Annotated in this window: 21 protein-coding genes; 13 read left to right on the top strand and 8 right to left on the bottom strand. The window is 66.1% G+C overall.

Annotation, left to right across the window (positions count from 1 at the left end):
• The first annotated feature begins 1 nt into the window (after position 1).
• From sdhA to JQ592_RS23880, 8 genes are all read left to right on the top strand, one after another.
• Positions 2-1,837 (top strand): succinate dehydrogenase flavoprotein subunit, encoded by a 1,836-nt coding sequence (gene sdhA / locus JQ592_RS23910; RefSeq protein ID WP_211405231.1) that lies wholly within the window; start codon positions 2-4, stop codon positions 1,835-1,837.
• A gap of 122 nt (positions 1,838-1,959) precedes the next feature.
• Positions 1,960-2,742: a succinate dehydrogenase iron-sulfur subunit gene (locus tag JQ592_RS23905; protein ID WP_211405230.1), complete on the top strand. Its 783-nt coding sequence runs from the start codon at positions 1,960-1,962 to the stop codon at positions 2,740-2,742.
• Between the two features lie 189 nt (positions 2,743-2,931).
• A complete protein-coding gene (locus JQ592_RS23900) occupies positions 2,932-5,085 on the top strand; it encodes a hybrid sensor histidine kinase/response regulator (protein ID WP_211405229.1) in 2,154 nt (717 codons plus the stop codon).
• A 51-nt stretch (positions 5,086-5,136) separates the two neighbouring features.
• Positions 5,137-7,089: an ABC transporter ATP-binding protein/permease gene (locus JQ592_RS23895; protein WP_211405228.1), complete on the top strand. Its 1,953-nt coding sequence runs from the start codon at positions 5,137-5,139 to the stop codon at positions 7,087-7,089.
• A gap of 227 nt (positions 7,090-7,316) precedes the next feature.
• Positions 7,317-8,141 (top strand): FkbM family methyltransferase, encoded by an 825-nt coding sequence (locus tag JQ592_RS23890; RefSeq protein ID WP_211405227.1) that lies wholly within the window; start codon positions 7,317-7,319, stop codon positions 8,139-8,141.
• 23 nt (positions 8,142-8,164) lie between these two features.
• Positions 8,165-8,551 (top strand): VOC family protein, encoded by a 387-nt coding sequence (locus tag JQ592_RS23885; RefSeq protein ID WP_211405226.1) that lies wholly within the window; start codon positions 8,165-8,167, stop codon positions 8,549-8,551.
• 81 nt (positions 8,552-8,632) lie between these two features.
• On the top strand, positions 8,633-8,875 hold the full coding sequence (locus JQ592_RS38335; protein WP_246820642.1) for a hypothetical protein: 243 nt from the start codon (positions 8,633-8,635) through the stop codon (positions 8,873-8,875).
• 186 nt (positions 8,876-9,061) lie between these two features.
• Positions 9,062-11,254 (top strand): OmpA family protein, encoded by a 2,193-nt coding sequence (locus tag JQ592_RS23880; protein WP_211405225.1) that lies wholly within the window; start codon positions 9,062-9,064, stop codon positions 11,252-11,254.
• Positions 11,255-11,412: 158 nt separating this feature from the next.
• Here JQ592_RS23880 and argG read toward each other — a convergent pair whose 3' ends face one another.
• The 6 genes from argG to JQ592_RS23850 form a co-directional block, all read right to left on the bottom strand.
• On the bottom strand, positions 11,413-12,750 hold the full coding sequence (argG, locus tag JQ592_RS23875; RefSeq protein ID WP_211405224.1) for an argininosuccinate synthase: 1,338 nt from the start codon (positions 12,748-12,750) through the stop codon (positions 11,413-11,415).
• A gap of 94 nt (positions 12,751-12,844) precedes the next feature.
• On the bottom strand, positions 12,845-13,621 hold the full coding sequence (locus JQ592_RS23870) for a phosphatase PAP2 family protein (protein WP_211405223.1): 777 nt from the start codon (positions 13,619-13,621) through the stop codon (positions 12,845-12,847).
• Positions 13,622-13,756: 135 nt separating this feature from the next.
• Complete coding sequence (locus tag JQ592_RS23865; protein WP_211405222.1) at positions 13,757-14,251, bottom strand: hypothetical protein; 495 nt, start codon at positions 14,249-14,251, stop codon at positions 13,757-13,759.
• A 167-nt stretch (positions 14,252-14,418) separates the two neighbouring features.
• Positions 14,419-15,621 (bottom strand): 23S rRNA (adenine(2503)-C(2))-methyltransferase RlmN, encoded by a 1,203-nt coding sequence (gene rlmN / locus JQ592_RS23860; RefSeq protein WP_211405221.1) that lies wholly within the window; start codon positions 15,619-15,621, stop codon positions 14,419-14,421.
• Positions 15,622-15,804: 183 nt separating this feature from the next.
• Entirely contained in the window at positions 15,805-16,440 is a 636-nt protein-coding gene (locus JQ592_RS23855) for an invasion associated locus B family protein (protein ID WP_211405220.1), read from the bottom strand.
• Between the two features lie 117 nt (positions 16,441-16,557).
• Positions 16,558-17,397, bottom strand: coding sequence for an SDR family oxidoreductase (locus tag JQ592_RS23850; protein ID WP_211405219.1), 840 nt, complete (start codon positions 17,395-17,397; stop codon positions 16,558-16,560).
• 305 nt (positions 17,398-17,702) lie between these two features.
• On the opposite strand from JQ592_RS23850, the gene JQ592_RS23845 reads away from it, so the two are divergent.
• The 3 genes from JQ592_RS23845 to JQ592_RS23835 all read left to right on the top strand — a co-directional run bounded on the left by JQ592_RS23845 (position 17,703) and on the right by JQ592_RS23835 (position 21,126).
• Positions 17,703-18,677 carry an NADPH:quinone oxidoreductase family protein gene (locus JQ592_RS23845; RefSeq protein ID WP_061880125.1) on the top strand — a complete coding sequence of 325 codons (975 nt, stop codon included), beginning with the start codon at positions 17,703-17,705 and terminating at the stop codon, positions 18,675-18,677.
• A 442-nt stretch (positions 18,678-19,119) separates the two neighbouring features.
• Positions 19,120-19,953 (top strand): hypothetical protein, encoded by an 834-nt coding sequence (locus JQ592_RS23840; RefSeq protein ID WP_211405278.1) that lies wholly within the window; start codon positions 19,120-19,122, stop codon positions 19,951-19,953.
• A gap of 18 nt (positions 19,954-19,971) precedes the next feature.
• Positions 19,972-21,126, top strand: coding sequence for a TAXI family TRAP transporter solute-binding subunit (locus tag JQ592_RS23835; protein ID WP_211405218.1), 1,155 nt, complete (start codon positions 19,972-19,974; stop codon positions 21,124-21,126).
• A 170-nt stretch (positions 21,127-21,296) separates the two neighbouring features.
• Here JQ592_RS23835 and JQ592_RS23830 read toward each other — a convergent pair whose 3' ends face one another.
• Both JQ592_RS23830 and JQ592_RS23825 read right to left on the bottom strand, forming a co-directional pair.
• Positions 21,297-21,680 carry a YkvA family protein gene (locus JQ592_RS23830; protein ID WP_211405217.1) on the bottom strand — a complete coding sequence of 128 codons (384 nt, stop codon included), beginning with the start codon at positions 21,678-21,680 and terminating at the stop codon, positions 21,297-21,299.
• Positions 21,681-21,797: 117 nt separating this feature from the next.
• Positions 21,798-22,097 (bottom strand): 4a-hydroxytetrahydrobiopterin dehydratase, encoded by a 300-nt coding sequence (locus tag JQ592_RS23825; protein ID WP_211405216.1) that lies wholly within the window; start codon positions 22,095-22,097, stop codon positions 21,798-21,800.
• Positions 22,098-22,252: 155 nt separating this feature from the next.
• Between JQ592_RS23825 and JQ592_RS23820 the strand changes: the two genes are divergently transcribed.
• Both JQ592_RS23820 and JQ592_RS23815 read left to right on the top strand, forming a co-directional pair.
• On the top strand, positions 22,253-23,698 hold the full coding sequence (locus JQ592_RS23820; protein ID WP_211405215.1) for a TAXI family TRAP transporter solute-binding subunit: 1,446 nt from the start codon (positions 22,253-22,255) through the stop codon (positions 23,696-23,698).
• A gap of 166 nt (positions 23,699-23,864) precedes the next feature.
• On the top strand, positions 23,865-25,406 hold the full coding sequence (locus JQ592_RS23815; protein ID WP_211405214.1) for an alkaline phosphatase D family protein: 1,542 nt from the start codon (positions 23,865-23,867) through the stop codon (positions 25,404-25,406).
• The last annotated feature ends 1 nt before the right edge of the window (position 25,407 follow it).

Here is a 25,407-nt window from a genome sequence, read left to right as displayed (position 1 = left end):
CATGGCCAACGAGACGAATGGCAAGGGCAACGGCGCTCCCGCCACCAACGGCAAGGCCTATCCGATCGAAGACCACACCTATGACGTCGTCGTGGTCGGTGCCGGCGGCGCGGGCCTGCGCGCCGTGGTCGGCTGCAGCGAGGCCGGTCTTCGCACCGCCTGCATCACCAAGGTGTTTCCGACCCGCTCGCACACGGTCGCTGCGCAGGGCGGCATCTCGGCCTCGCTCGGCAACATGCACAAGGACGACTGGCGCTGGCACATGTACGACACCGTGAAGGGGTCGGACTGGCTCGGTGACCAGGACGCGATCGAATACATGGTGCGCAACGCGCCCGACGCGGTCTACGAGCTCGAGCATTGGGGCGTGCCGTTCTCGCGCACCGAGGACGGCAAGATCTACCAGCGCCCGTTCGGCGGCATGACCATGGACTACGGCAAGGGCCAGGCGCAGCGCACCTGCGCCGCCGCCGACCGCACCGGCCATGCCATGCTGCACACGATGTACGGCCAGTCGCTGCGTCACGCGGCCGAGTTCTTCATCGAGTTCTTCGCCATCGACCTGATCATGGACGACCAGGGCACCTGCCGCGGCGTCATCGCGCTCAAGCTCGACGACGGCACACTGCACCGCTTCCGCGCCCAGACCGTGATTCTCGCCACCGGCGGCTACGGCCGCGCCTACGCCTCCTGCACCTCGGCGCACACTTGCACCGGCGACGGCGGCGGCATGGTGCTGCGCGCCGGCCTGCCGCTGCAGGACATGGAGTTCGTGCAATTCCACCCGACCGGCATCTACGGCTCGGGCTGTCTCGTCACCGAAGGCGCGCGCGGCGAAGGCGGCTATCTCGTCAACTCCGAGGGCGAGCGCTTCATGGAGCGCTACGCGCCGTCGGCGAAGGACCTCGCCTCGCGCGACGTCGTCTCGCGTGCGATGACCATCGAGATCCGCGAAGGCCGCGGCGTCGGCAAGAAGAAGGACCACATCTTCCTGCATCTCGACCATCTCGATCCCGCGGTGCTCGCCGAGCGCCTGCCGGGCATCTCCGAATCCGCCAAGATCTTCGCCAATGTCGACGTGACTCGCGAGCCGATCCCGATCGTACCGACCGTGCACTACAACATGGGCGGCATCCCCACGAATTATCACGGCGAAGTGCTGACCAAGAAGGACGGCGACGACAACGCGGTGATCCCCGGCCTGATGGCGATCGGCGAAGCCGCCTGCGTCTCCGTGCACGGTGCCAACCGCCTCGGCTCCAACTCGCTGATCGATCTCGTCGTGTTCGGCCGCGCCGCCGCGCTCCGCCTCGCCGAGAAGCTCACGGCCAACGCCGAGCAGCCGGAGCTGCCGGCGAATTCGGCCGAGATGGCGCTCGGCCGCCTCGACCATTTCCGCTATGCTTCCGGCGGTACCCCGACCGCGAAGCTGCGCGAAGGCATGCAGCACGTGATGCAGAACAACTGCGCCGTGTTCCGCACCGGCGAGGTCCTGAGCGAAGGCCAGAACCTGATCCAGAAGGTCCACAGCGGCATCACCGACATTGCCGTGTCCGACCGCTCGCTGGTGTGGAATTCGGACCTCGTCGAGACGCTGGAGTTCGACAATCTGATCTCGCAGGCGGTGGTGACGATGAACTCGGCCGCCAACCGCACCGAGAGCCGCGGCGCGCACGCCCGCGAGGACTTCTCCGAGCGCGACGACAAGAACTGGATGAAGCACACGCTGGCCTGGCTGGACGATGCCGGCAAGGTCAAGATCGAGTACCGCCCGGTTCACAACTACACCATGACCAACGACGTGCAGTACATCCCGCCCAAGGCGCGCGTGTATTGATCGAACAATCATTCCGGGGCGACGCGCAGCATCGAACTATGGTGCGCAATTGCGCACCTGAGAATCTCGAGATTCCGGGTCTGGTCCTTCGGACCATCCCGGAATGACGAAAGGTTAGAGCAATGGTTGAATTCGCACTTCCGAAGAACTCCAAGATCACTGGCGGCAAGACCTGGCCGAAGCCCGCGGGCGCGACCGAGCTGCGCGAGTTCAAGGTCTATCGCTGGAATCCGGACGACGGCAAGAATCCGAGCGTCGACACCTATTACGTCGACACCAATGATTGCGGTCCGATGGTGCTGGACGGCCTGATCTGGATCAAGAACCACATCGATCCGTCGCTGACCTTCCGCCGCTCCTGCCGCGAAGGCGTCTGCGGCTCCTGCGCCATGAACATCGACGGCCAGAACACGCTGGCCTGCACGCGCTCGATGCACGACGTCAAGGACGGCGCGGTGAAGATCAATCCGCTGCCGCACCAGCCGGTGGTGAAGGACCTCGTCCCCGACCTCACCAATTTCTACGCGCAGTACGCCTCGGTCGAGCCGTGGCTGAAGACGACCTCGCCGACGCCGCAGAAGGAATGGCGCCAGAGCCACGAGGATCGCGAGAAGCTCGACGGCCTCTACGAGTGCATCCTCTGCGCCTGCTGCTCGACCTCCTGCCCGAGCTATTGGTGGAACAGTGAGCGCTATCTCGGTCCCGCCGCGCTGCTCCAGGCCAACCGCTGGGTCTCCGATTCGCGCGACGAGGCGACCGGCGAACGTCTCGACAATCTCGAGGATCCGTTTCGGCTCTATCGCTGCCACACCATCATGAACTGCGCCAAGGCCTGCCCGAAGGGGTTGAACCCGGCCGAAGCCATCGCCGAGCTGAAGCTCAAGATGGTCGAGCGTCAGGTCTAGCATCGTTCATGCTACGGCCCCCGGCCACCGCGGCCGGGGCATGCCACGATCGGCGTCAGTTTGAGTAGAATTTGCCGCAACGCGCATGGCGGGCGATTCGACGGAATACAACCCAAGATTATAGCGACAAGCTGCTTCCTTCCTGGCGGGAAATTCAAGTAAGCTCTCCGGTCTGGGACCGGAGCGACCGTGCAGGGAGCGCAACGCAATTCGCTGAGACTTTTGCAGTGGATGATGGTTGCATCCCTGACGCTGCCGATTGCGCTGTTCGCGATCGCCTCCACGATCTCCTACACCTCGACCAAGGACATCGCCGACCGCGAGATCGAGCGCACGCTCGATGTCGCCCATGAGCATGCGCTCAAGGTGTTCGAGACCATCGACCGCAGCCTGTCCGAGCTCAACGAGGTCGTGCGCGGCCTTCCCGACGAGATCATCCGCGCGCGCGAAGCGGCGCTGCACCGCCGGCTGAAGCGGCTGACCGATTCGCTGCCGCAGCTCAAATCGGCCTGGATCTTCGACGCGGATGGAAAAGCACTGGTCAACAGCCTGGTTTCGCCGCCGCCGGAGCTGCGCTTCGCGGACCGCGACTATTTCTACGCCCATGTCGACCAGACCATCGGCACCTTCATCGGCATGCCGCTGACGCCGCGTCCGCCCTATCAGGGCGCGCGCTTCTTCGGCATGAGCCGCCGCCGCGATACCGACGACGGCAGCTTCATCGGCGTGATCCAGGCCTCCGTGCTGCCGGAATATTTCGAGAGCTTCTACGCCAGGATCGGGTCGGATCCCGGCAGCTTCTTCGCAATGGGTCGCACCGACGGCGTGGTGCTGGCGCATTTCCCGCGGCTCGACCGTGACCTCCGCCTCGATCCGGGCGGCCCGGTCGGCCGCGAGATCGCCGCGCACCCGACGCGCGGGCTCATGACCATCGCCTGGCCCTCGGACGGGATCGAGCGCCGCATCGGCTACAGGCGCGTCGCCGAGTATCCGATCTATGTCAGCGCAGGGCTCGAGACCGCGGCGATCCGCGCGCGCTGGTTCGCGACCATAGGCCAGCATCTGGTGTTCGGCATTCCCGCCACGGCGCTGCTGTTCCTGCTGCTCGCATTCGCGTTCCGGCGGACCCAGCATCTGCAGATGGAAGCCGCAAAGCGGCGCGAGGCCGAGGAGGCGCTCAAGCACAGCCAGCGCCTGGAGGCGCTCGGCCAGCTCACCGGCGGCGTCGCCCACGACTTCAACAACCTCCTGACCGTGATCCGCGCCTCGGTCGATCTGTTGAACCGCCCGCAGCTGAGCGAAGAGCGACGTCAGCGCTACATCACGGCGATTGCGGACGCGGTGGCGCGCGCGGCCAAGCTGACCTCGCAGCTGCTCGCCTTTGCGCGGCGCCAGACCCTGAAGCCGGAAGTGTTCGACGTCGGCGAGCGGTTGCAGTCGCTGCACGACATGCTCGCCACGCTGCTTGGCCCCGCCATCGAGATCGCGATGCGGCTGCCGGCGGAGCCGTGCCTCGTCAATGCCGATGCCAGCCAGTTCGAGACCGCGCTGATCAACATGGCGACCAATGCGCGCGATGCCATGCAGGGCAAGGGCAGGATCAGCTTCACCGTCAAGGCGGCGACCACCATTCCCGACACGCTGGCGCAGGTCTCGCACAGCCATATCCCGGGAAGCCTAGGCTTTGTCGGCGTCATCGTCAGCGACACCGGCGTAGGCATTCCCGCCGCGCGGCTCGGGCGGATCTTCGAGCCGTTCTTCACCACCAAGCAGGTCGGCCACGGCACCGGCCTTGGCCTGTCCCAGGTGTTCGGTTTCGCCCGGCAATCCGGCGGCGAGGTGACCGTCACGAGCGAAGTCGGCCAGGGCAGCACCTTCTCGCTCTATCTCCCGCGCGTGCCCGCGGACCTCTTGCCGCAGCGGCAGGCGCCGAACACCGCGCCTGCGGTGGCCGGCAGCGGCATGTCGGTGCTGCTGGTCGAGGACAATATCGAGCTCGCCAATTTCGCCGCCGACGGCCTCACCGCGCTCGGCTACAGCATCACGCTGGTCGACAATGCCGCCGATGCGCTTGCCGAGCTTGTCGTGGACGCGGATCGTTTCGACGTTGTGTTCTCCGACATCGTGATGCCCGGGATGACCGGGCTCGATCTGGCGCGGGCGATCCGCGATCGCGGCATCGGCGTGCCGGTCGTGCTGACCACCGGCTACAGCCAGGCCCTGTCCCAGGAAAGCAGCCTCGGTTTCGATCTCGTGCAAAAGCCCTATACGATCGAAGAGCTGTCGCGCGTGCTCCACCGGGCTGCGCGGCCGCGGCGGGTGCGCGACGGTGCCGCCGAATAGGCTATTCGGGAACCGACGGGAACCGGCTGATTTTTCTCGCGTTATCCGGCCATGCAAAAGCCAGCCGGGAAGCGCGACCAGGGCAAGACGCCACCCATTGTCGAGATCAAAGGCGAGAACGGCGAGGAGGTCGCTCCGCCGCCCGAGGTGCTGGAACCCGATCCCGAGCTGTCGCCCGAAGAGGCCGAGCAGGCCCGCAAGGACTATCTGCTGACGCGGTTCTGGATCAGCGCGCGCGGCTTCTGGGGCCGCAACGGCGACCGTCTCGCCTGGCCGTTCTCGATCGGCCTCGGCGTGCTGATCATCCTCACCGTCTGCTTCCAATACGGCATCAATGTCTGGAATCGCGCGATCTTCGATGCCATCGAGCAGCGCGACGCGACGAGCGTCTTCCATCTCACCGCGATATTCTTCCCGCTCGCGATCGGCAGCATCGTGCTCGGCGTGGTGCAGGTGTTCGCGCGCATGAGCATCCAGCGGCGCTGGCGGGCCTGGCTCACGGGCAGCGTGCTGACACGCTGGCTCGCCAACGGACGCTACTACCAGCTCAACCTCGTCGGCGGCGACCACGAGAATCCGGAATACCGGATCGCAGAGGACTTACGCATTGCGACCGACGCGCCGGTCGATTTCCTCGCCGGCGTCACCTCGGCGCTGCTGTCGGCCGCGACCTTCATCGTCGTGCTCTGGACCATCGGCGGCGCGCTCACCATCACGCTCGGCGGCTCGTCGGTGACCATTCCCGGCTTCCTGGTGATCGCCGCGGTGCTCTACGCCGCGATCGCATCCGGATCGATCACGGTGATCGGCCGGCGCTTCGTGCAGGTCTCGGAAGACAAGAACCAGGCCGAGGCCGATTTCCGCTACACCCTGACGCGCGTGCGCGAGAACGGCGAAAGCATCGCGCTGCTCGGTGGCGAGGAGGAGGAGCGCGACGGCCTCGACCGCAACTTCGCCAGCGTCTTGCGGCAATGGGCACGGCTCGCCGGGCAACACATGCGCACCACGCTGGTGTCGCAAGGGTCGGGCCTCGTTGCACCGGTCGTGCCGCTCCTGCTCTGCGCGCCAAAATTCCTCGACGGCAGCATGACGCTGGGGCAGGTGATGCAGGCGGCCTCCGCCTTCACCATCGTGCAGAGCGCGTTCGGCTGGCTGGTCGACAATTATCCGCGGCTCGCCGACTGGAATGCCTGCGCGCGCCGCATCGCCTCGCTGATGATGTCGCTCGACGGCCTCGAACGCGCCGAGCAGGGCGACGGCCTCGGCCGCATCCAGCGCGGCGAGACGCACAACGAGGCGATGCTGGAGCTGCGTGATCTCTCGGTCACGCTCGATGACGGCACTGCGGTGGTCGGCGAGACCGAGGTGGTGATTGAGCCGGGCGAGCGGCTGCTGGTCGCCGGCGAGTCCGGCACCGGCAAGAGCACGCTGGTGCGCGCAATTGCGGGGCTATGGCCGTGGGGCGACGGCAGCGTCAACTTCCATCCCGACCGGCGGCTGTTCATGCTGCCGCAGCGGCCCTACGTACCCACCGGATCGCTGCGCCGCGCCGTCGCCTATCCCGGAGCCGCAGAGGACTGGACCGTCGGGGAGATCGGGGAAGCCCTGCACAAGGTCGGCCTCGACCATCTCAAGGAGAAGATCGAGGAGGAGGGGCCGTGGGACCAGACGCTGTCGGGCGGCGAGAAGCAGCGCCTCGCCTTCGCGCGGCTGCTGCTGCACAAGCCCGACATCGTCGTGCTCGATGAATCGACCTCGGCGCTCGACGAGAAGAGCCAGGACAAGATGATGAAAATGGTCATCGACGAGCTGCCGAAGGCGACCATCGTCAGCGTCGCGCATCGCGTCGAGCTGGAAGCCTTTCACAGCCGCAAGATCGTGCTGGAGCGCCGCAAGGGCGGCGCCAAGCTCGTCAGCGACGTCGACCTGATCCCGCGCAAGGGCCGGCGCAGGCTGCTCGGCCGCTTCCTGCGGCAGCGCAAGGCGCCGAAGAAGGCGGCGTGAGGCACTCTCCGTCGTCCCGGGCAAGCGCGCCAAAAGCGCGCGCGGATCCGGGACCCATAGCCACAGGATTGAGTTTGGCGAAGACTCGGAGTTGCCAACTCGCACCCAACCACGCCCTGTGGTTATGGGTCCCGGATCTGCGCTTACGCTTGTCCGGGACGACAGCGAAATTGTGGCCCCCCGCAAAACCGGCTATGCATGCGCCGCTTGCCACGAGGACCTGCTGCTTGACGCCCGACAACGCCCCATCGACCGCGCCGTTCGGCGCGTTTGCGCCGAACGCGGCGCAGGCCGCGATCATCAGCCTCGCGACGCGATCGGGGCTGAAGCGCGGCGCATTCCGGCCCTGGCTGTCGCGGCTGGTCAATCTGCTCCGCGGCGGACCGGTCGATGTGCAGTATCAGGGCGCCTCGTTCCGCTTCTATCACCAGGGCAGCGCGACCGAGCGCGGTGCGCTGTTCAATCCCGACTACAATCTCGACGAGCTCGACTTCCTGCGCCAGCACACGCCTGCGGGCGGCGTGTTCGTCGATGTCGGCGCCAATGTCGGCACGTTTGCACTGGTGATGGCGCGGCAGGTCGGCACCCAAGGCAAGGTGGTCGCGATCGAGCCACATCCGCTGACCTTTGGACGGTTATCCTTCAACCATGCCGCATCGAAGGCGACGCAGGTGCGGCTGGTTCAGGCCGCGGCGGGCGACAGCGACGGCGAGCTGATGATCGAGAGCGGCGGCGGCAATCTCGGCGCCACGCATGTCGTGACCGGCGCGGCCAGCGCTGACGCCATCAAGGTGCCGTCGCTGCGCTTGATGCGCATTCTCGACGAGGCCGGCGTCGGCCAAGTCGATTCGCTCAAGATCGACGTCGAGGGTTTTGAGGACCGCGTGCTGATCGGCTTCTTCCGCGACGCACCGCAATCGCTGTGGCCGCGCGCGGTCGTGATCGAACACCTGTCACAAAACGAATGGCAGCAGGATTGTATTGCCGACATGGTCGCACGCGGCTTTGCGATTGCGCGCAAGACGCGAAGCAATACGTTCCTGTCACGCTGACGGACGAACAACGGAGGTTTACGATGATCGACCATCTCGGATTCTCGGTCTCCGATTACGAGCGCGCCAAGCAGTTCTATACCAAGGCGCTGGCGCCGCTCGGCTACGGCCTGATCATGGAGGTCACGGCGGAGCAGACCGGCCACGCGGCGGCCGCAGGTTTCGGCGCCGACGGCAAGCCGGACTTCTGGATCGGCGGCGAAGGCGCCATGAACAAGCCGGTGCATGTCGCGATCGCGGCCAAGGACCGCGCCACGGTCGACGCGTTCTACAAGGCGGCGATCGCGGCCGGCGGCCGCGACAACGGTCCGCCGGGTATCCGCCCGCATTATCACGCGAACTATTATGGCGCGTTCGTGCTCGATCCCGATGGCCACAACATCGAGGCCGTCTGTCATCTGCCCGAATAGGGCGCTTCGAGGCGATGCGACAGGGAACATCGGCACGGCATCGTCGTTATCGTTCTCTGGACAACGATCTCGATGATGCCGATGCCGATCGAACCGCCCGAAATTCCACCGGCAACACCGGGGACTCCCACCGAACCGCCACCGGGAATTCCACCCGGCAATCCGCAACCCGACATCACGCCGCCGGTGCGTGAGCCCGGCGAATCACCACGGCCCGACGAATTGCCGGGTAGCGTGCCTGAAGAGATTCCATCGCGCGGGCCGGGCGGTCCGCTCACGCCCAATCCTGCGACTGACGCAACACCGCCGCGAAAGCACATGTGAGGCGACGCACCATGTGTGAGGCGATTGCAAGGAGCGTCTGAATGCGCAATGAACGTCGCCATAGTGAGATGATTTGCGTGCAGAAATAAATCGGGCCGCGACCGCTTCGCCTGCCACAATCCGGCCTAACGCGTAGCTGTTCATCCCACCACTTCGTCAAAGAACCTTCCGGGGAAGTTCACCACCATGACCAACCTTCGTTTCGTGCTGCTTGCGACGACGGCTCTCACCGCGATGCAATTGGCCAACACCGCATCGCATGCGCAAAGCGCTTCGCCGCTCGTGGTCGCGCAGGCCCAGCCGCAAGAGACGGGCCCTGACGGAAAACCGAAGCAGCCGCCGAAGGGCCCGCCAGCGGCCGCGCCGCCTGCCGCGCCCGCGCGCCCGGCCGCACCGCCGCCCGCCGCTGCACCGCCTCACCCGCCTGCTGCGCCGCCGCCGGCAGCCGCACCGGCGCGCCCTGCAGCGCCGCCACCGCCGCCGCCTCCTCCTGCGGCCCGCCCGGCTCCGCCGCCGCCACCACCGCCGCCTGCCGCTCCGAAGCCTGCTGCACCGCCTCCGGCTGCGGCCCCGCAGCAGCACGCCCCGACACCGCCGCCGCCAACGCCGCCTGCAGCACGACCGGCGCCCACGCCGCCGGCACCGCCTCCCGCCGCAGCTCCGCAGCACGCGCCGACGACTCCGCCTCCTGCGGCGCGTCCGGCTGCGCCGCCTCCGCCGCCGCCCGCAGCGGCTCCTGCGGGGCGGCCCACGCCCGCGCCCACGGCGACACCAACACCCACGGCGCCCGCTCCCGCAGCGCCGACGGCCCGCCCGGGCTCGCCTGCGCCGGCAGCCACTCCCGCTCCGACAGCGACACCCGCACCGGCGACGACACCTGCGCCAACCGCGACGCCGGCTCCGGGCAGCACGCCCGGCGCACCGCCGGCTGGCCGCCCCGGCGCACCGCCGCCCGGCGCACGTCCCGGCTCGCCTCCGGCGGCCGGAACGCCGGCGCCCGGTGCTGCGCCCGCTCCAACGGCAACGCCGGCCCCCGGTGGCACTGCGACGCCGCTGCCCGGACGTCCGGGATCGGCGACCCCGGCTCCCGGCACGACCCCAGCTCCCGGCGCGGCCCCTGCCCCGACGGCGACGCCAACTCCCGGCCAACAGGGTGGAACGCCTCCTGCCGGCGCGCCCGCTGCCGGAACTCCGGCTGCGCCGCCCCAGGCCGGCACCCTGCCGCCCCGGCCCGCGGCGCCTGCCGGCGCTGCAGCTCCGACGGTCGTCCCCGGCTCGCCCGCGGCAGCACCGCCGCCGAACCGGGCGCAGTACGCACCGCCGACGGTCGCACCGGCCTTCCGCGCCGCGCCGACGGTCGCTGCACCCTTGCCGCCGCCACCCCGCCCGCCGCAGCGTGACCTGACGCCGCTGGCGATCGGTGCCGGCGTCGTGGCCGGTGCCGTGATCGGCGCGACCATCGCCGACCTCCACAACCAGCGGCGCGAGGTCGTCGAAGGCGGCCGCACCATCTACAACGAGCCCGACCGCATCATCATCCGCGATCCCGGCGGGCAGGCCTATGTCCGCGGCAACGATCTCTATCGCTTCCGTTACGGCGCCCGCGACATCCGCACCGACACCGTCGGCGGCGAAACCCGCACCGTCGTGATCCGTCCCGATGGCAGCGAGGTGATCACCGTGGTCGGTCCGGACGGTTCGCTGCTGCGACGAATCCGCAGGGACCCCGGCGGGCGCGAGATCGTCATCATCGACAACAGCTACCGCGATCCGCGCTCGGTCGGCGGTTTCTATGTCGACGTGCCGCCGCCGGTCGTGAACATTCCCTACGATCGCTACATCGTCGACGCGCAGGAGGCGTCGCCGGACGTGATCTACGCGACCATGCAGGCACCGCCGGTGCAGCGGATCGATCGGCGCTACTCGCTCGACGAGATCCGCTACAGCCCGAATGTTCGCATGCAGATGCCGAGCATCGACGTCAACACGATCAACTTCGAGACGGGATCGTGGACCATCCCGCCGGACCAGGCGGCCCGGCTGCAGGTGATCGCCGACGGCCTCAACCAGGCGATCCAGCGCAACCCGCGCGAGGTGTTCCTGATCGAGGGCCACACCGACGCGGTCGGCAACGAGGTCGACAATCTGTCGCTGTCGGACCGCCGTGCGCAGGCCGCGGCCGAATTGCTGACGCAGCAGTTCAATGTGCCGGCGGAGAACCTGACGTCGCAGGGCTATGGCGAGCAGTACCTGAAGGAGCAGACGCAGGGACCGAGCCTGATCAACCGGCGCGTCACCATCCGCCGCATCACGCCGCTGCTCAACGGCGGCCAGGCCTCGCTGCCGCCGCCCCCGCCCGGCACCGCGCCGCCGCGGTAACGGCACGCACAAACGCAAATGGCCGGGAGCGATCCCGGCCATTTTTGTTTTCGGTGTTTGCCCATGTAGCCCGGATGGAGCGCAGCGCAATCCGGGAATCTATCGGCTCGGCGAAAAGGTCCCGGATTTCGCTGCGCTCCATCCGGGCTACGAAGGTCTCAGCCCTTGTCGCTCTCGAGCTTGAAGATCTGCGAGCCTTCGCTGCCCGACAGTAAACCGGTCTTCGAATAGAGACCGAGCTTCGTCCGCGTGTCGGCGATGTCGAGATTGCGCATGGTGAGCTGGCCGATGCGGTCGGCCGGCGTGAAGGCGGCGTCCTCGACCTTCTCCATGCTGAGCCGTTCCGGCGCATAAGTGAGGTTCGGGCTCTCGGTGTTGAGGATCGAATAGTCGTTGCCGCGGCGCAGCTCCAGCGTGACCTCGCCGGTGACGGCGCGCGCGACCCAGCGCTGTGCGGTCTCGCGCAGCATCAGGGCCTGCGAATCGAACCAGCGGCCCTGATAGAGCAGGCGTCCCAGGCGCATGCCGCTGATGCGGTACTGCTCGATGGTGTCCTCGTTGTGGATGCCGGTGACGAGACGCTCATAGGCGATGTGCAAGAGCGCCATGCCGGGCGCCTCGTAGATGCCGCGGCTCTTGGCCTCGATGATGCGGTTCTCGATCTGGTCGCTCATGCCGAGACCATGACGGCCGCCGATCGCGTTGGCTTCGAGGAACAGCGCGACCGGATCAGAGAAGGTCTGGCCGTTCAGTGCCGTGGGCTGGCCTTCCTCGAACCGCACCACGACCTTCTCGGCCTTCACCGCGCAATCGTCGCGCCAGAACGGCACGCCCATGATCGGGTTGACGATCTTGATGCCACTGTCGAGGCTTTCAAGATCCTTCGCCTCGTGGGTGGCGCCGAGCAGATTGCTGTCGGTCGAATACGCCTTCTCGGCGCTCATCTTGTAAGCAAAGCCCTGCGCGGTCATGAACGCCGACATCTCGGCGCGGCCGCCGAGCTCGTCGATGAACTGCTGGTCGAGCCAGGGCTTGTAGATCTTCAGGCCCGGATTGGTGAGCAGGCCGTAGCGGTAGAAGCGCTCGATGTCGTTGCCCTTGAAGGTCGAGCCGTCGCCCCAGATGTTGACGCCGTCTTCCTTCATCGCTGCAACCAGCATCGTGCCGGTGACGGCGCGCCCGAGCGGCGTGGTGTTGAAATAGGTGATGCCGCCGGTCGAGATGTGGAAGGCGCCGGACTGGATCGCGGCGATGCCTTCATGGACCAGCTGCGTGCGGCAATCGACGAGGCGCGCCTTCTCGGCGCCGAACTCCATCGCCTTGCGCGGGATCTCGTTGTAGTCGGCCTCATCGGGCTGGCCGAGATTGGCGGTGTAGGCGTAGCAGCGCGCGCCCTTCTGCTTCATCCAGAGCAGCGCCGCGCTGGTGTCGAGACCGCCCGAAAAAGCGATGCCGACTTTCTCACCCTTGGGCAGGCTTTTCAGGATCGTGGTCATGGGGCTTCCAATCGGGTCTCAAAGGGTCTGATGTCGGGGCGAACTTGACCGCGCGAATATCAAATTTCGCGGGGCTGGGCACGCATTTAATGGCTCAAATCGACGGCGCGGGGCCGGTCTTGCCGCCAAACAGGCGCTGGCGGAGCCGGTAACCGGGCAAGGCCAGCCGGGTCAGCGCGGCGTCCACCGCCTCGTCCGAAAACCGGGTCCGCGGCCAGCGGTAGATCAGTGCGTAGGCGAACCAGATCACGACGAAGGTCACGAGGCCGGCGATCGAGACATCGGTAAAGAAATGCCCGCCGAAGGCCATGCGCAGCCCTGACGTCACGACGCCGAAAATAACCGCGCCGGCATAAGCCAGCGGCCGCCATGCCGGCGGGGCCAGCGCGGCAGGGGCCAGTGTCCAGAACGCGGTCGCGCCCTCGCCCGAGAAGAACGAGCAATTGCGCGCGCAGCCGCCGCGCGGATCCCACCACGGCACGAATTGCTGGTCGCCGGCGAACTCCGTCACCACCACCGGGCGCGGCCGGCCCCAATAGGTCTTGAAGGTGAGATTGGTGAGGATGCCGGCCGACAGGATGATCGTCACCAGCAGGAACGCGATCGCGCGCCCCGACACCATCAGCGGCCGGTCGGGCCGGATCATCTTGACCACTAACGCCACCAGCGAGGGCAGCACAAACGCCCAGGCGATCCACATCGCCGCGTCCCGCGCGATGGCGGCCCAGTCGTTCAGCTTGAGCGGAAACGTCTTCGTCTCAGGATCGAAGAACAGCGACGCCAGCTTGAGATCGAGCTCGGGATAGAGGCCGAAAACGACGCCAATCACGAGCCACAGCGCCAGGGCGATGAAGAGTCCAGTCCGGTTCATGGCGCGCGGTTTAGCGGAGTGGGGCGGGGATGGGAACCCTTGCGACCGTCATTCCGGGGCGGTGCGCAGCACCGAACCCGGAATCTCGAGATTCCGGGTCTGGTCCTTCGGACCATCCCGGAATGACAGCTCAAACTATCTCGCATCCGGCCGCGAATTCGCCGGCAATGGCGGAGGCGGCTGGCGCGGGGGCGGCGGGTTGCGCCAGGCGCCGGCGTTGCGGCCGGCGATCAGCCAGTAGACGACGCCGGCAACGATGCCGGCCCCTGTCATGATTTCCAGGTGACGCCGCACGATGCCTTCGAACTGCAGCGTGTCGGAGTGGAAGGGAACGAGGCCGAGATAGCAGGCGAGCCCGACAAGGCCGCCGCCGACGGCATAGGCGAGCGCGCCGCGGATGTAGAGCGCTTCGGTGATCGCGACGATCACCGCCGCCGGCACCAGCGCGAAGCCCGAGACGAAGATAAAGCCGAAGCCAAGCAGGATATCGATCGCGCCCTGGTCGACGGGACCTGCGCCGAGATCTGCGAATTCCGGAAACAGCAGCGCGACCACCACGATCATGCCGCCGACGAAGCAGGCGGCGAGGAAGCCGATGAAGATGACGATGAGGCGGCCGATCAGGGGCATCTGAGGGACCTGTTGAGTGTCATCGTCATTCCGGAGCGGTGCGCAGCACCGAATCCGGAATCTCGAGATTCCGGGTTCGCGCTACGCGCGCCCCGGAATGACGGCTCATAAACGCAGATGGCCGGGTCAAGCCCGGCCATGACGAGAGTACGCAAGGCACGCATTCATCAATCCGTCATCGCCATGGCGCGCAGCGCCTGGCGTTCGCGCGCCGAGAGTTTTTCGGTCTCCGACTTGAGCTGGCCGCAGGCGGCGAGGATGTCGCGGCCACGCGGGGTGCGCACCGGCGAGGAATAACCGGCGTTGAAGATGTATTCGGAGAATTTCTCGATCTGGTCCCAGTCCGAGCATTCATAGGCGGTGCCGGGCCAGGGATTGAACGGGATCAGGTTGATCTTGGCCGGAATGCCCTTGAGCATCTTCACCAGCAGTCTTGCATCGTCGAGCGAATCGTTGACGCCCTTGAGCATCACATATTCGAAGGTGATGCGGCGCGCGTTCGAGGCGCCCGGATAGTCGCGGCAGGCCTGCAACAGCTCCTTGATCGGATATTTGCGGTTGAGCGGCACCAGCTCGTTGCGCAGCTCGTCGCGCACGGCGTGCAGCGAGATCGCAAGCATGACGCCGATCTCCTCGCCGGCGCGCACGATGTTCGGCACCACGCCCGAGGTCGACAGCGTGATGCGGCGGCGGGAGATGCCGATGCCTTCATTGTCGCCGACGATCAGCAGCGCATCGCGCACCGCGTCGAAATTGTAGAGCGGCTCGCCCATGCCCATCATCACGATGTTGGTAACGCGGCGCGTGCCGTCCTCGCGATCGGCCCAGTCGTTCAGGCGATCGCGCGCGACCATCACCTGGCCTACGATCTCGCCGGCGGTGAGGTTGCGCACCAGGCGCTGCGTGCCGGTGTGGCAGAAGGCGCAATTGAGCGTGCAGCCGACCTGCGAGGAGACGCAGAGCGTGCCGCGGTCGGTCTCGGGGATATAGACGCACTCGACTTCATGCGCCTTCTCGACATTGTCGCCGCTCGGCAGCCGCAGCAGCCATTTGCGGGTGCCGTCGTTGGAGATCTGCTCGGCCACGACTTCGGGACGGTCGACGGTGAAATGCTGGGCGAGATCGGCGCGGATGCCCTTCGAGATCGAGGTCATCTCGTCAAAACTCTGGGCGCCGCGGAAATAGATCCAGTGCCACAGCTGCTGCACGCGCATCTTGCGCTGCCCCGGCGCGACCCCGATGTCGCCGAGGCGATCGGCAAGCTCGGTGCGCGACAGGCCGATCAGCGACGGTTTTGCCGGCGGCACATAGGTTTCGAGTGGAGTCTTCTCCACCAATGTTGCGTTGTGCGGCTCGGTCGTCGGTTGCATTGAATGGACCTGATGGCTTTGGTCGTTCCGGGGCGACGCGAAGCGTTGAACCCGGAACCTCGAGATTCCGGGTCTGGTCCTTCGGACCATCCCGGATTGACGGAAAAACTTGGAACCGCCCCTATATAGCAACCGGAACCGCCGATTGCGACCTTATCGGCCGCAGCCTTAACGCCGGCAATCTTAACGCCTGCAGTCTTGCGCGATCTTGTCGAGCGCCTGGGCGAGACCCTTCAGCGAAAACGTGTCGGTCGTCTCCGTTCCCTTGGCCGAGACGCCCTTGACCACGAGATCGGCGGATTTGCGCATGGCTTCGACCATCCGCTCCTCCTCGGCCGCGTTCTTGATCCAGAGGCCGTCGCCCTGCGTATACATCGCAAAGGCGGCGCCGCCGACCTCGACCGAGGATTCCGAGCCCGGCTTCAGCGCGTAGCCGATCATGACCGAGACTTCGTTGTTCACCTTTTCCGCCGGCCGGGTCGAGACGAAGGCATAGGCGGGATCGCGCGGCCGATTCGGCGGGTTGGTCTTCGACGACGAAGGCTTTGCCAGCGCGAAACAGACCTTCTTGCCGTTGGGCGTCGCCGAATAGGCGCCCCAGGTGCCGAACTGGCCGATCAGGGTCGGCTCCGCGCCACCGGCAACCGCCGCAGCCGGGGCCGCCGGCTTGCTCTCGGGCTTTGCTGCCGTCTTTGCCGCCGGCGCAGCCGCTTTCGGTGCATTCTTCGCCGCCGGTTGCGCCGTCTGCGCCCGCGCGAGATCGGCGATCCCGCACGTCGTCATGCCGACCATCAAAACAAAAGATAGCACCCGCCACATGCTGGAGTGGTTCCCTCAATATTGTGACTGGAAGATGGCTCGGCCGCGCTTTGTCCCCGCAGCAGGGATAACCGGGAAAGTTCAATTTGGGAAGGCAGTTAGGGGACGTGGCGACGATCAGGTCCTGGATCGCGCGGCGCGCTGGGCGACCCATTGCGCGTCGGTCCAGCCGAGCAGGTCCTCGGCACCGGAACTGCGCAAATGCGCGCCGCCGTCGATCACCACCATCTCGCCATTGATGTAGGCGGCGCGGTCGGAGACGAGGAAGCTCGCGAGATCGGCGAGTTCGCTATGCTCCCCGGTGCGCCCCATTGGGTTGCGCGCGGTCCAGCCTTCGTCGCGACCTTCGGGGCGGAGCTGCCCCGATGCGCCCGCGGTCGGGAACGGCCCCGGCGCGATCGCGACGGTGCGGATGCCCTTCGGACCCCACTCGACCGCGAGGCTTTTGGTCATCGCCAGCACCGCCGATTTCGCCATCGCCGAGGGAACCGTGAAGGCGCGGCCGGTGATGGTCGAGGTCGAGAGGATCGAGAGCACCACGCCGCCATGCTTGCCCTCGATCCAGCGCCGGCCGGCGGCGAGCGAGCAATACATCGCGCCATGCAGCGTCGGCGCCAGGATCGCATCCGCGGCGCGGAAGGAGAGATGCTCGCTCTGCGCGATGAAGGTGGCGGCGGCATTGTTGACGAGGATGTCCAGCGGCGCCTCGCGCCAGATCGCGTCCATCATGCCGTCGACGGCCGCACCGTCGCGGATATCGCAGGCGATCGTTGCGACCTTGCCGCCGGTCTCTGCGCGCATCTCGCCCGCCGTGGCCTCGAGCCGGTCGAGCTTGCGGCCGCAGATCACAAGCTCGGCGCCGAGCGCGAGGAAACGGCGTCCCATCGCAGCGCCGAGGCCCGATCCGCCACCGGTGACGAGGATGCGCTTGCCCCCAAGCAGACCCGTTTCAAACATCGTTTGAATCCTTTCTCATCGAACGCCATCGCGACGAAGCAAAGACTCTCATCTCTCGTCGTCCTGGCGAAAGCCAGGACCCATTACCACCACGAGAAGTTTGACGAAGATAATCCGCCACGCGGCAAATGCGCTGGCAGCCTGCGCCCAACTTCGAGATGGGGTAATGGGTCCTGGCTTTCGCCAGGACGACGTCGGGGAGAGACCAGAGCGCAACCGACAAAGAATCCGGATTGTCGCCACTGCCTAAATCCGGCAAAACCGACCCAACCAAAATTCCACTCGAAACGCCCCAAGGTGCTGCCATGAAAGCCATCCTCTGCTCGCAATATTGCCAGCCCGACGATCTCGTGCTGGCCGAAGTGCCGGATCCGGTGGCGGGCCCCGGCGAAGCCGTGATCGCGATCAAGGCGGCGGCGCTGAACTTCTTCGACATCCTGATGATCCAGGGCAAGTACCAGATCAAGCCGCCGTTCCCGTTCTCGCCCGCCGCGGAAGTCGCCGGCGTGATCGAGAGCATCGGCCCCGGCGTGACTGACCTGAAGGTCGGCGATCGCGTCGTCGCCTCCTGCGGCCACAACGGCGCGCGCGAGAAGATCGCGCTGCCGGCGGCCTCGATCGTCAAGATCCCCGACAATCTCGATTACGACCGCGCGGCCGGCATCATCATCATCTACGGCACCGCGCTGCATGCGCTGGAGGATCGCGCGAGCCCGAAGCCGGGCGAGACGCTCGCGGTGCTCGGCGCCGCCGGCGGCACCGGCCTTGCCGCCTGCGAGCTCGGCAAGCTGATGGGCCTGAAGGTGATCGCCTGCGCCTCGTCCGACGAGAAGCTCGAATTCGCAAAGGCGCATGGCGCCGAGCTGACGCTGAACTACGGCAAGGAAGATTTGAAGGAAGGCCTGCGCAAGCTGACGGGCGGCAAGGGCGTCGACATCATCTTCGATCCCGTGGGTGGTGCCTACGCCGAGCAGGCGCTGCGCTCGATCGCCTGGGAAGGCCGCTTCCTCGTGATCGGCTTTGCCGCCGGCGACATCCCGAAGATGCCGCTGAACCTCGCGCTCTTGAAGGGCTGCGATATCCGCGGCGTGTTCTGGGGCGCCTGGACGAGACTCAACCCGGCGAAGAACCGCGCCAATCTCGAGAAGCTCGTGAAGTGGACCGCGGAAGGAAAGATTTCATCGCATGTCGACCGCACCTTCCCGCTGGCGCAGACCGCCGATGCGCTGAAGGTGCTGGCGGGACGCCAGGCCATGGGCAAGGTGATCCTGCATCCGTGAGGATGTTCTGGCGATGCCATCGCACAAGCACGCTCGCCACACACTCAACCGTCATCGCCCGGCTTGACCGGGCGATCCAGTATTCCAGAGAGGCCAGTGGTTTAGCCGAGAAGCCGCGGCGTACTGGATGCCCCGCCTTCGCGGGGCATGACAGCGGTGGACGTCGCGGGGCAACGTCAACGACCGCAGCATCGCGATGTCGTACCGCCGCACCCTCAGTAAAATCCCCCGTCAACCATTACCGCCAAAATTGCGGTGCATTCCCCTGCGCCGCCGTAATCAAACCCAAATATCTCCAGATTCGCGCAAACCGCCGTCGTTTTTTGGGCTGAATCGGACGGCGATTTACCGGTTCCAGTTTGCGGGGCGCTTCTGGACAACAACAAGAAGACTGAAGCCGGGACTGCCCCTGCGTTGCGTCAGTAATGGGGAGCATCACACCATGGAGACGACGGCCTACCGTCCGTCGAAGGAGTCGCGCGCGCTCGATTCCGATCGATCTGCATCACATTCGTCCACCGCGGACTACATCCGTGCGCGCGCCAGGCGCGCCGAGCTTCCACAGGACGATCCAATTCCACTGTTTCTGTCCGACCCGCGCGGAGCACCGGAGCCACGGGAATATGCGTCGCTGGCACTGCGCCCCAGAACCAGGGTCGCGCCTCTTGTCGCTGCCGGGCTTGCGATATCCGCCGCGGCGATCGTAGCCGTGCTGTTTCAGTCCGACCTGCGCGGCCTCATCGCCGACTATGCCGGCAGCGCAACAGGCGCAGCTCAGGCCAATCTGCCGACCGCACCCCAGGCCCCGCTCAAGGATCCGGCCCGCGTGACCAACGCGATGCTGGCGAGCGCCGACAAGAAAGAGCTTCCGGTGGCTTCGACGCCAAGCCGCGAAGCGATCGCGACCGCCTACCAGACTGCGCTGCAAGCCCAAAGCCAAGTTGAAGTGCCGGCGCCCGTCGCGGCACAGCCTGCACCGCCCGAGCCTGCCAGGACGCTCGATGCAGATACGCTGGCGGGGTTGATGTCGCGCGCGAAAAGCCTGATCGGCGTGGGCGATATCGCCGCCGCACGCCTGCTGCTCGAACGCGCCGCCAATGCGAAAGACGCAACGGCCGCGCTGCTGCTGGCGCAGACCTACGATCCGGCAGTGCTCGGCACCAGCGATGCGCGGAGGGTCACTGCCGACGCGGCAGCCGCACGCGACTGGTACCAGCGCGCGGCCAGCCTCGGATCAGCGGAGGCGCGCAAGCGCCTCGCCCAGCTCTCGAACTAGACCACTTCAGGGGACATCATGCGCAACGTTCTGAAAATGGCGCTTGCCGCCATCGCGACCATCTGTGCCTTCGCGGCCCATGCCGAGCAGGGCGAATACGATCCGGCCAAGGTCTCCGACAGCCTGAAGGCCATCTTCCAGTTCGGCTCGAGCTCGACCAAGCAGTCGCTGAATGCGAACACCGTCACACTGATCACGGGCACGATCGGCGGCACCTATGTGCAGTTCGGCGCCGATCTCGCCTCGGTGCTCGACGACGGCAACAAGATCCGCGTGCTGCCGATCGTCGGCCGCGGCTCGGTGCAAAGCGTCGCCGACATCCTGTTCCTGCAGGGCGTCGATCTCGGCATCGTGCGCGCCGACACGCTCGACTATCTCGAGCGCAAGGGTTTTGCCAAGGACATCAAGAAGCAGTTCACCTATGTGACCAAGCTCTACAACGAAGAGATGCAGGTGATCGCGCCGAAGTCGATCGCCACGCTGAGGGATCTCGAAGGCAAGACGGTCAGCGTCGACCTGCCGAACGGCGGCACCTTCGTCACCGCGCTCACCGTGTTCGAGCGGCTCGGGATCAAGGCGAAATTCGTCTATGTCGAGCAGCGCATCGCGATGGAGAAGCTGAAGGCCGGCGAGATCGACGCCGTCATCGTGGTCGGGGGCAAGCCGTACAAGTCGGTCTCGACCTTCGGCAATGACGGCCGCTTCCATCTCGCGAAGGTGGACTATGCCAAGCCGCTGCAGAGCGATTATCTGCCGGCGACGCTGACCACGAAGGACTATCCGAACCTGATCAAGGAGGGCGAGAGCGTCGACACGATCGCCGTGCCTGCGGTGCTCGCGGCCTATAATTGGGCGCCCAACACCGAGCGCTATCGCAAGCTCCAGCTGTTCGTGGACGCATTCTTCACGAAATTCCCCGCGCTGCAGAACCCGCCCTTCCATCCCAAGTGGAAGGAGGTCTCGCTCGCGGCGCCGCTGTCCGGCTGGAACAGATTGCCGGTGGCGCAGCAATGGCTCGACAAGCATGGCGTCGAGCCAGTGACGCGCCAGCGCTTCGAGGCGTTCCTGAAGCAGAGTCCCTCGGCAGCGAACGTGTCCGATGCGGACAGGGAAACGCTGTTCAAGCAATTCCAGGCGTGGGACGCGGAGAAAGCGCGGGCGGAAAAGAAGTAGCCCCTCCCCGATGTCGTCCTGGCGAAAGCCAGGACCCATTACCACCGAGAGGCGTTTGGCGAAGACACGGAGTGAGCACCGCCCGCAACCATTACCACGCGGGGTAATGGGTCCTGGCTTTCGCCAGGACGACACGGAGGATGTGGCTACGGGGTGCCGTCAACAAACGGCTATTGCGCCGCCTCCCCCTCCTCCACACCGCGCTTCAGCGCGGCGCGGGCGGCTTCGCGGTGCTCGGCCGTGATGTGGGTGGCGACCATGCGGATGGCGGTGGCGAGCACGGCGGCGTCATCGGCGAACCCGAGGATCGGCATCACATCAGCGACGAAGTCGAACGGCAGGATGAAATAGGCGATCGCCCCCAGCAGCGACGCCTGGACATGGCGCGGCGTCTGCCGGTCGAAGGCGCAGTAATAGGCCGCCAGGAGATCCTCGGCGAATGGCAGTTGCGCGGCGACGCGCTTCAGCTTGCGCCAGAAGCGGCGGCGGACGCTCTCACGATCCTCCGCGAGCCGATCGGCCGGCTCGAAGCCGACGCTGTGCTCGGCAGCCATGCTCCAAAACTCCCCGTTCAGCCAGGAGCGGCGGATCGCCGCATGTCCCGCTGATCACAAGATGGGGATGCGGCCGGGCGCTGCAAGATGTCAGCCAGGTGTCAGCTAACCCGTCAGCTAACCCGTCAGCTTGGCGATGGCGTTCATCGCCTTGGCGAGCTCGATGTCGCGCGCCGTGACGCCGCCGGCATCATGGGTCGACAGCACCACCTCCACGGTCTTGTAGACGTTACGCCATTCTGGGTGATGGTCCATTTTCTCGGCGACCAGTGCCGCGCGGGTCATGAAGCCGAACGCCTCGTTGAAATCCTTGAAGACAAAGGTTTTCGCGATCGCGTCGCGCCCGCCGACCTCGCTCCAGCCCGGGATACCACCCAGTGCCTGCTTGCGTGCTTCCGCCGCCAGCCGTTCTGCCATGATCGTCTCCATGCTTCAGGGGAACTTTACCCTAACACCGTGCTTACGGTCCGGGTTCACGAGGGGGATTTTCCTCCATCCGCTAACCATGACGGAGATGTAACCCCGCCGGACAAGAAATTTGCTACAATTGCGGGCCTAAATCGCCGGCCGAGATGAAGCTGAGCCTGAAACGCCTGTTTGGGAGATCGATGACCGGGGGTATGGACTTGGCCGAAGCGCCCACTCCGCCTTCGCCGCGATCAGCGGCGCGGAAGACGGCGCTCGTGTCCCTCGCGCTGGTGCTTGCGATCATCGGCGCGCTGGTCGGCGGCTATTATTTCGCGATGCGTCCGGTGACGCTGAAGGTTGCGGTCGGCCCCGCCAATAGCGACGACGTCAAGGTCGTGCAGACGCTGACGCAGGCCTTCTCACAGAACAAGAGCTATGTGCGGCTGCGCCCGATCCAGACCGATGGCGCCACCGCCAGCGCCGAGGCGCTCGCGGAGGGCAAGGTCGATCTTGCCATCGTGCGCGGCGACGTCGATGTGCCGAAGAACGCGCAGGCGGTCGCGACCCTGCGCAAGAACGTCGTGGTGCTGTGGTCGGTCCAGGGCAAGGGCAAGAAGAAGGGCGCCAAGATCACCAAGATCGCGCAGCTTGCCGGCCATCGCGTCGGCGTGGTCGGCCGCACCCAGGCCAACGTCAATCTGCTCAAGGTGATCCTGCAGCAATACGGCGTCGATCCCGCCAAGGTCGAGATCATCCAGTTCCCGGCCAACGAAGCCGCCGAGGCGATCAAGTCCCAGAAGGCCGATGTCTATCTCGCGGCCGGTCCCGTCAACAGCAAGATCACGGCGGACGCCATCGCCGCCTCCACCAAGGATTTCGGCACGCCGACCTTCCTCGCGATCGACTCGGCGGATGCGATCGCGCAGAATCATCCGGTCTATGAAGCCTCCGAGATTCCCGCCGGCACCTATGGCGGCTCGCCCGATCGTCCCGATGACGAGGTCAAGACCATCAGCTTCTCGCATCACATCGTGGCGCGCAAAGGCGTATCCGAAACCACCATCGCGGCGTTCACGCGCCAGCTGTTCGCCGTGCGGCAGCAACTGGTGACGGAATTCCCGCTGGCGGCCAAGATCGAAACGCCCGACACCGACAAGGACGCCGTGATCCCGGTGCATCCGGGCGCGGCCGCCTTCGTCGACGGCGAGGAGAAGACCTTCCTCGACAAATACAGTGATTACATCTGGTGGAGCCTGATGGCGCTCTCCGCCATGGGCTCGATCGGTGCCTGGTTTGCGGGTTACCTCAAGAAGGACGAGCGCGACAACAACAGCCATCTGCGCGAACGCCTGCTCGACATGATCGCCGCGGCGCGCAAGAGCGAGACGGCGGAAGAGCTCGACCAGATGCAGACCGAGGCCGACGAGATCCTGCGCGACACGCTGCACTGCTTCGATCACGGCGCAATCGAGGAAGGCGGGCTCACGGCCTTCAACATCGCACTCGACCAGTTCCACGCCGCCGTCGCCGACCGCAAGGCGGTGCTGATGAGCCTGCCGCAAAACCTGCAACGCGCGGGCGCGCAGTTCAGGGCCGCCGGCAACGCGTAAAGGCTTGCCCGCGTTATTGCTGCGTCACATTGCCTCAATATAGACCTTACCGTCATTCCGGAGCGCGCGAAGCGCGAATCCGGAATCTCGAGATTCCGGGTCCGGTCCTTCGGACCGTCCCGGAATGACGGCGCTAGATGCGCCTAATACAACCGGCGAATCCACCATGAACATCAAATTCTCCCGCCGCCGTTTCCTCGCGACCGGCGCCGGCGCGCTCGGCGCCGTCGCAATGCCCTATCTGTCGCGCGCAGCCGACCGGCCGGCGGTGACGCATGGCGTGCAGTCGGGCGACGTCACCGTCGACGGCGGCGTGGTGTGGGCGCGCGCCGACCGTCCAGCGCAGATGCTGGTCGAAGTGGCGACGACCGAGTCCTTCAAGGATGCCCGCGCACTGCCGCCGATCGCGGCGCTGCCCGAAAGCGACTTCACCGCAAAGATGCTGATCGAGAACCTGCCGGGCGGACAGGACATCTTCTATCGGGTTCGCTTCCGCGATCTCTCACACAGCGCGATCGAAGGCGAGCCGGTGACCGGCCGCTTCCGCACCGCGCCGGCGGACCGCCGCGACGTCAGCTTCGTCTGGGGCGGCGACGTCGCAGGCCAGGGCTGGGGCATCAACCCTGACGACGGCGGCATGTTCACCTTCTCCGCGATGCGCAAGCACCGGCCGGATTTCTTCCTGCACTCGGGCGACACGATCTACGCCGACGGTCCCATCCAGTCCGAAGTAAAACTCGCCGACGGCAAGATCTGGAGGAACGTCACGATTCCCGAGAAGGCCAAGGTTGCCGAGACGCTGGACGAGTACCGCGCTGCGCACAAATACAATCTCACCGACGACAATCTCCGTGCCTTCAATGCCGAGGTGCCGATCTTCGTGCAGTGGGACGACCACGAGGTGACCAACAACTGGTCGCTGTCGAAGGAGCTGCCGGCCGCCTACAAGGTGCGCGACATCTCGCTGCTCGCCGCCCGCGCCGGTCGCGCTTTCCACGAGATGTACCCGATGCGCGAGAGCATCGTTGAGCCCGGCCGCGTCTATCGCCAGATCTCCTATGGCCCGCATCTCGACGTGTTCGTGCTCGACGAGCGCAGCTATCGCGGCCCGAACGGCGCCAATCTCGAGACCGCTTACGGCCCGGCGAGTTACTTCCTCGGGCCGGACCAGATCGCCTGGCTCAAGCGCGGCCTCCTGAATTCGCGCGCGACATGGAAGGTGATCGCCTCGGACATGCCGATCAGCCTGATCGTCTCGGACACGCCGAAAGGCGGCTCGGAAGCCATTGCGCAGGGCGACGGCCCGGTGCGCGGCCGCGAGTTCGAGATCGCCGACATCCTCCGCTTCATCAAGATGGCGCCGATCAGCAACACGGTGTGGCTGACGGCGGACGTGCATTACGCGGCCGCGTACTATTACGATCCGAACAGGGCGCAATTCCAGGAGTTCGAGCCGTTTTGGGAATTCGTCTCGGGCCCGCTGCACGCTGGCACTTTCGGACCCAACGCGCTCGACAACACGTTTGGGCCCGAAGTGCGCTTCGTCAAGGCGCCCGGTGCCGACAAGCAGAATCTGCCGCCGTCAGCCGGCATGCAGTTCTTCGGTCACGTCAAGATCGATGGCGCCTCCGGCCAGATGACGGTGACCTTGCGCGACCGCGCCGACATCGCACTGTGGTCGACCACGCTCGATCCCAGGCAGGCCTGAC

The sequence above is a fragment of the Bradyrhizobium iriomotense genome (assembly GCF_018129405.1).
In the GTDB taxonomy this organism is placed as follows: Bacteria; Pseudomonadota; Alphaproteobacteria; order Rhizobiales; family Xanthobacteraceae; genus Bradyrhizobium; species Bradyrhizobium iriomotense_B.
Note: the sequence above shows the minus strand (reverse complement) of the source record. Positions and strands in the feature narration are given on the sequence as shown.

Bases quoted from the DNA above. Each gene is read 5' to 3' on its own strand.
- sdhA (WP_211405231.1), top strand. From the start codon at position 2: ATGGCCAACGAGACGAATGGCAAGGGCAACGGCGCTCCCGCCACCAAC.
- JQ592_RS23905 (WP_211405230.1), top strand. From the start codon at position 1,960: ATGGTTGAATTCGCACTTCCGAAGAACTCCAAGATCACTGGCGGCAAG.
- JQ592_RS23895 (WP_211405228.1), top strand. From the start codon at position 5,137: ATGCAAAAGCCAGCCGGGAAGCGCGACCAGGGCAAGACGCCACCCATT.
- JQ592_RS23885 (WP_211405226.1), top strand. From the start codon at position 8,165: ATGATCGACCATCTCGGATTCTCGGTCTCCGATTACGAGCGCGCCAAG.
- JQ592_RS38335 (WP_246820642.1), top strand. From the start codon at position 8,633: ATGCCGATCGAACCGCCCGAAATTCCACCGGCAACACCGGGGACTCCC.
- JQ592_RS23880 (WP_211405225.1), top strand. From the start codon at position 9,062: ATGACCAACCTTCGTTTCGTGCTGCTTGCGACGACGGCTCTCACCGCG.
- argG (WP_211405224.1), bottom strand. From the start codon at position 12,750: ATGACCACGATCCTGAAAAGCCTGCCCAAGGGTGAGAAAGTCGGCATC.
- JQ592_RS23870 (WP_211405223.1), bottom strand. From the start codon at position 13,621: ATGAACCGGACTGGACTCTTCATCGCCCTGGCGCTGTGGCTCGTGATT.
- JQ592_RS23865 (WP_211405222.1), bottom strand. From the start codon at position 14,251: ATGCCCCTGATCGGCCGCCTCATCGTCATCTTCATCGGCTTCCTCGCC.
- rlmN (WP_211405221.1), bottom strand. From the start codon at position 15,621: ATGCAACCGACGACCGAGCCGCACAACGCAACATTGGTGGAGAAGACT.
- JQ592_RS23855 (WP_211405220.1), bottom strand. From the start codon at position 16,440: ATGTGGCGGGTGCTATCTTTTGTTTTGATGGTCGGCATGACGACGTGC.
- JQ592_RS23850 (WP_211405219.1), bottom strand. From the start codon at position 17,397: ATGTTTGAAACGGGTCTGCTTGGGGGCAAGCGCATCCTCGTCACCGGT.
- JQ592_RS23845 (WP_061880125.1), top strand. From the start codon at position 17,703: ATGAAAGCCATCCTCTGCTCGCAATATTGCCAGCCCGACGATCTCGTG.
- JQ592_RS23840 (WP_211405278.1), top strand. From the start codon at position 19,120: ATGGAGACGACGGCCTACCGTCCGTCGAAGGAGTCGCGCGCGCTCGAT.
- JQ592_RS23835 (WP_211405218.1), top strand. From the start codon at position 19,972: ATGCGCAACGTTCTGAAAATGGCGCTTGCCGCCATCGCGACCATCTGT.
- JQ592_RS23830 (WP_211405217.1), bottom strand. From the start codon at position 21,680: ATGGCTGCCGAGCACAGCGTCGGCTTCGAGCCGGCCGATCGGCTCGCG.
- JQ592_RS23825 (WP_211405216.1), bottom strand. From the start codon at position 22,097: ATGGCAGAACGGCTGGCGGCGGAAGCACGCAAGCAGGCACTGGGTGGT.
- JQ592_RS23820 (WP_211405215.1), top strand. From the start codon at position 22,253: ATGAAGCTGAGCCTGAAACGCCTGTTTGGGAGATCGATGACCGGGGGT.
- JQ592_RS23815 (WP_211405214.1), top strand. From the start codon at position 23,865: ATGAACATCAAATTCTCCCGCCGCCGTTTCCTCGCGACCGGCGCCGGC.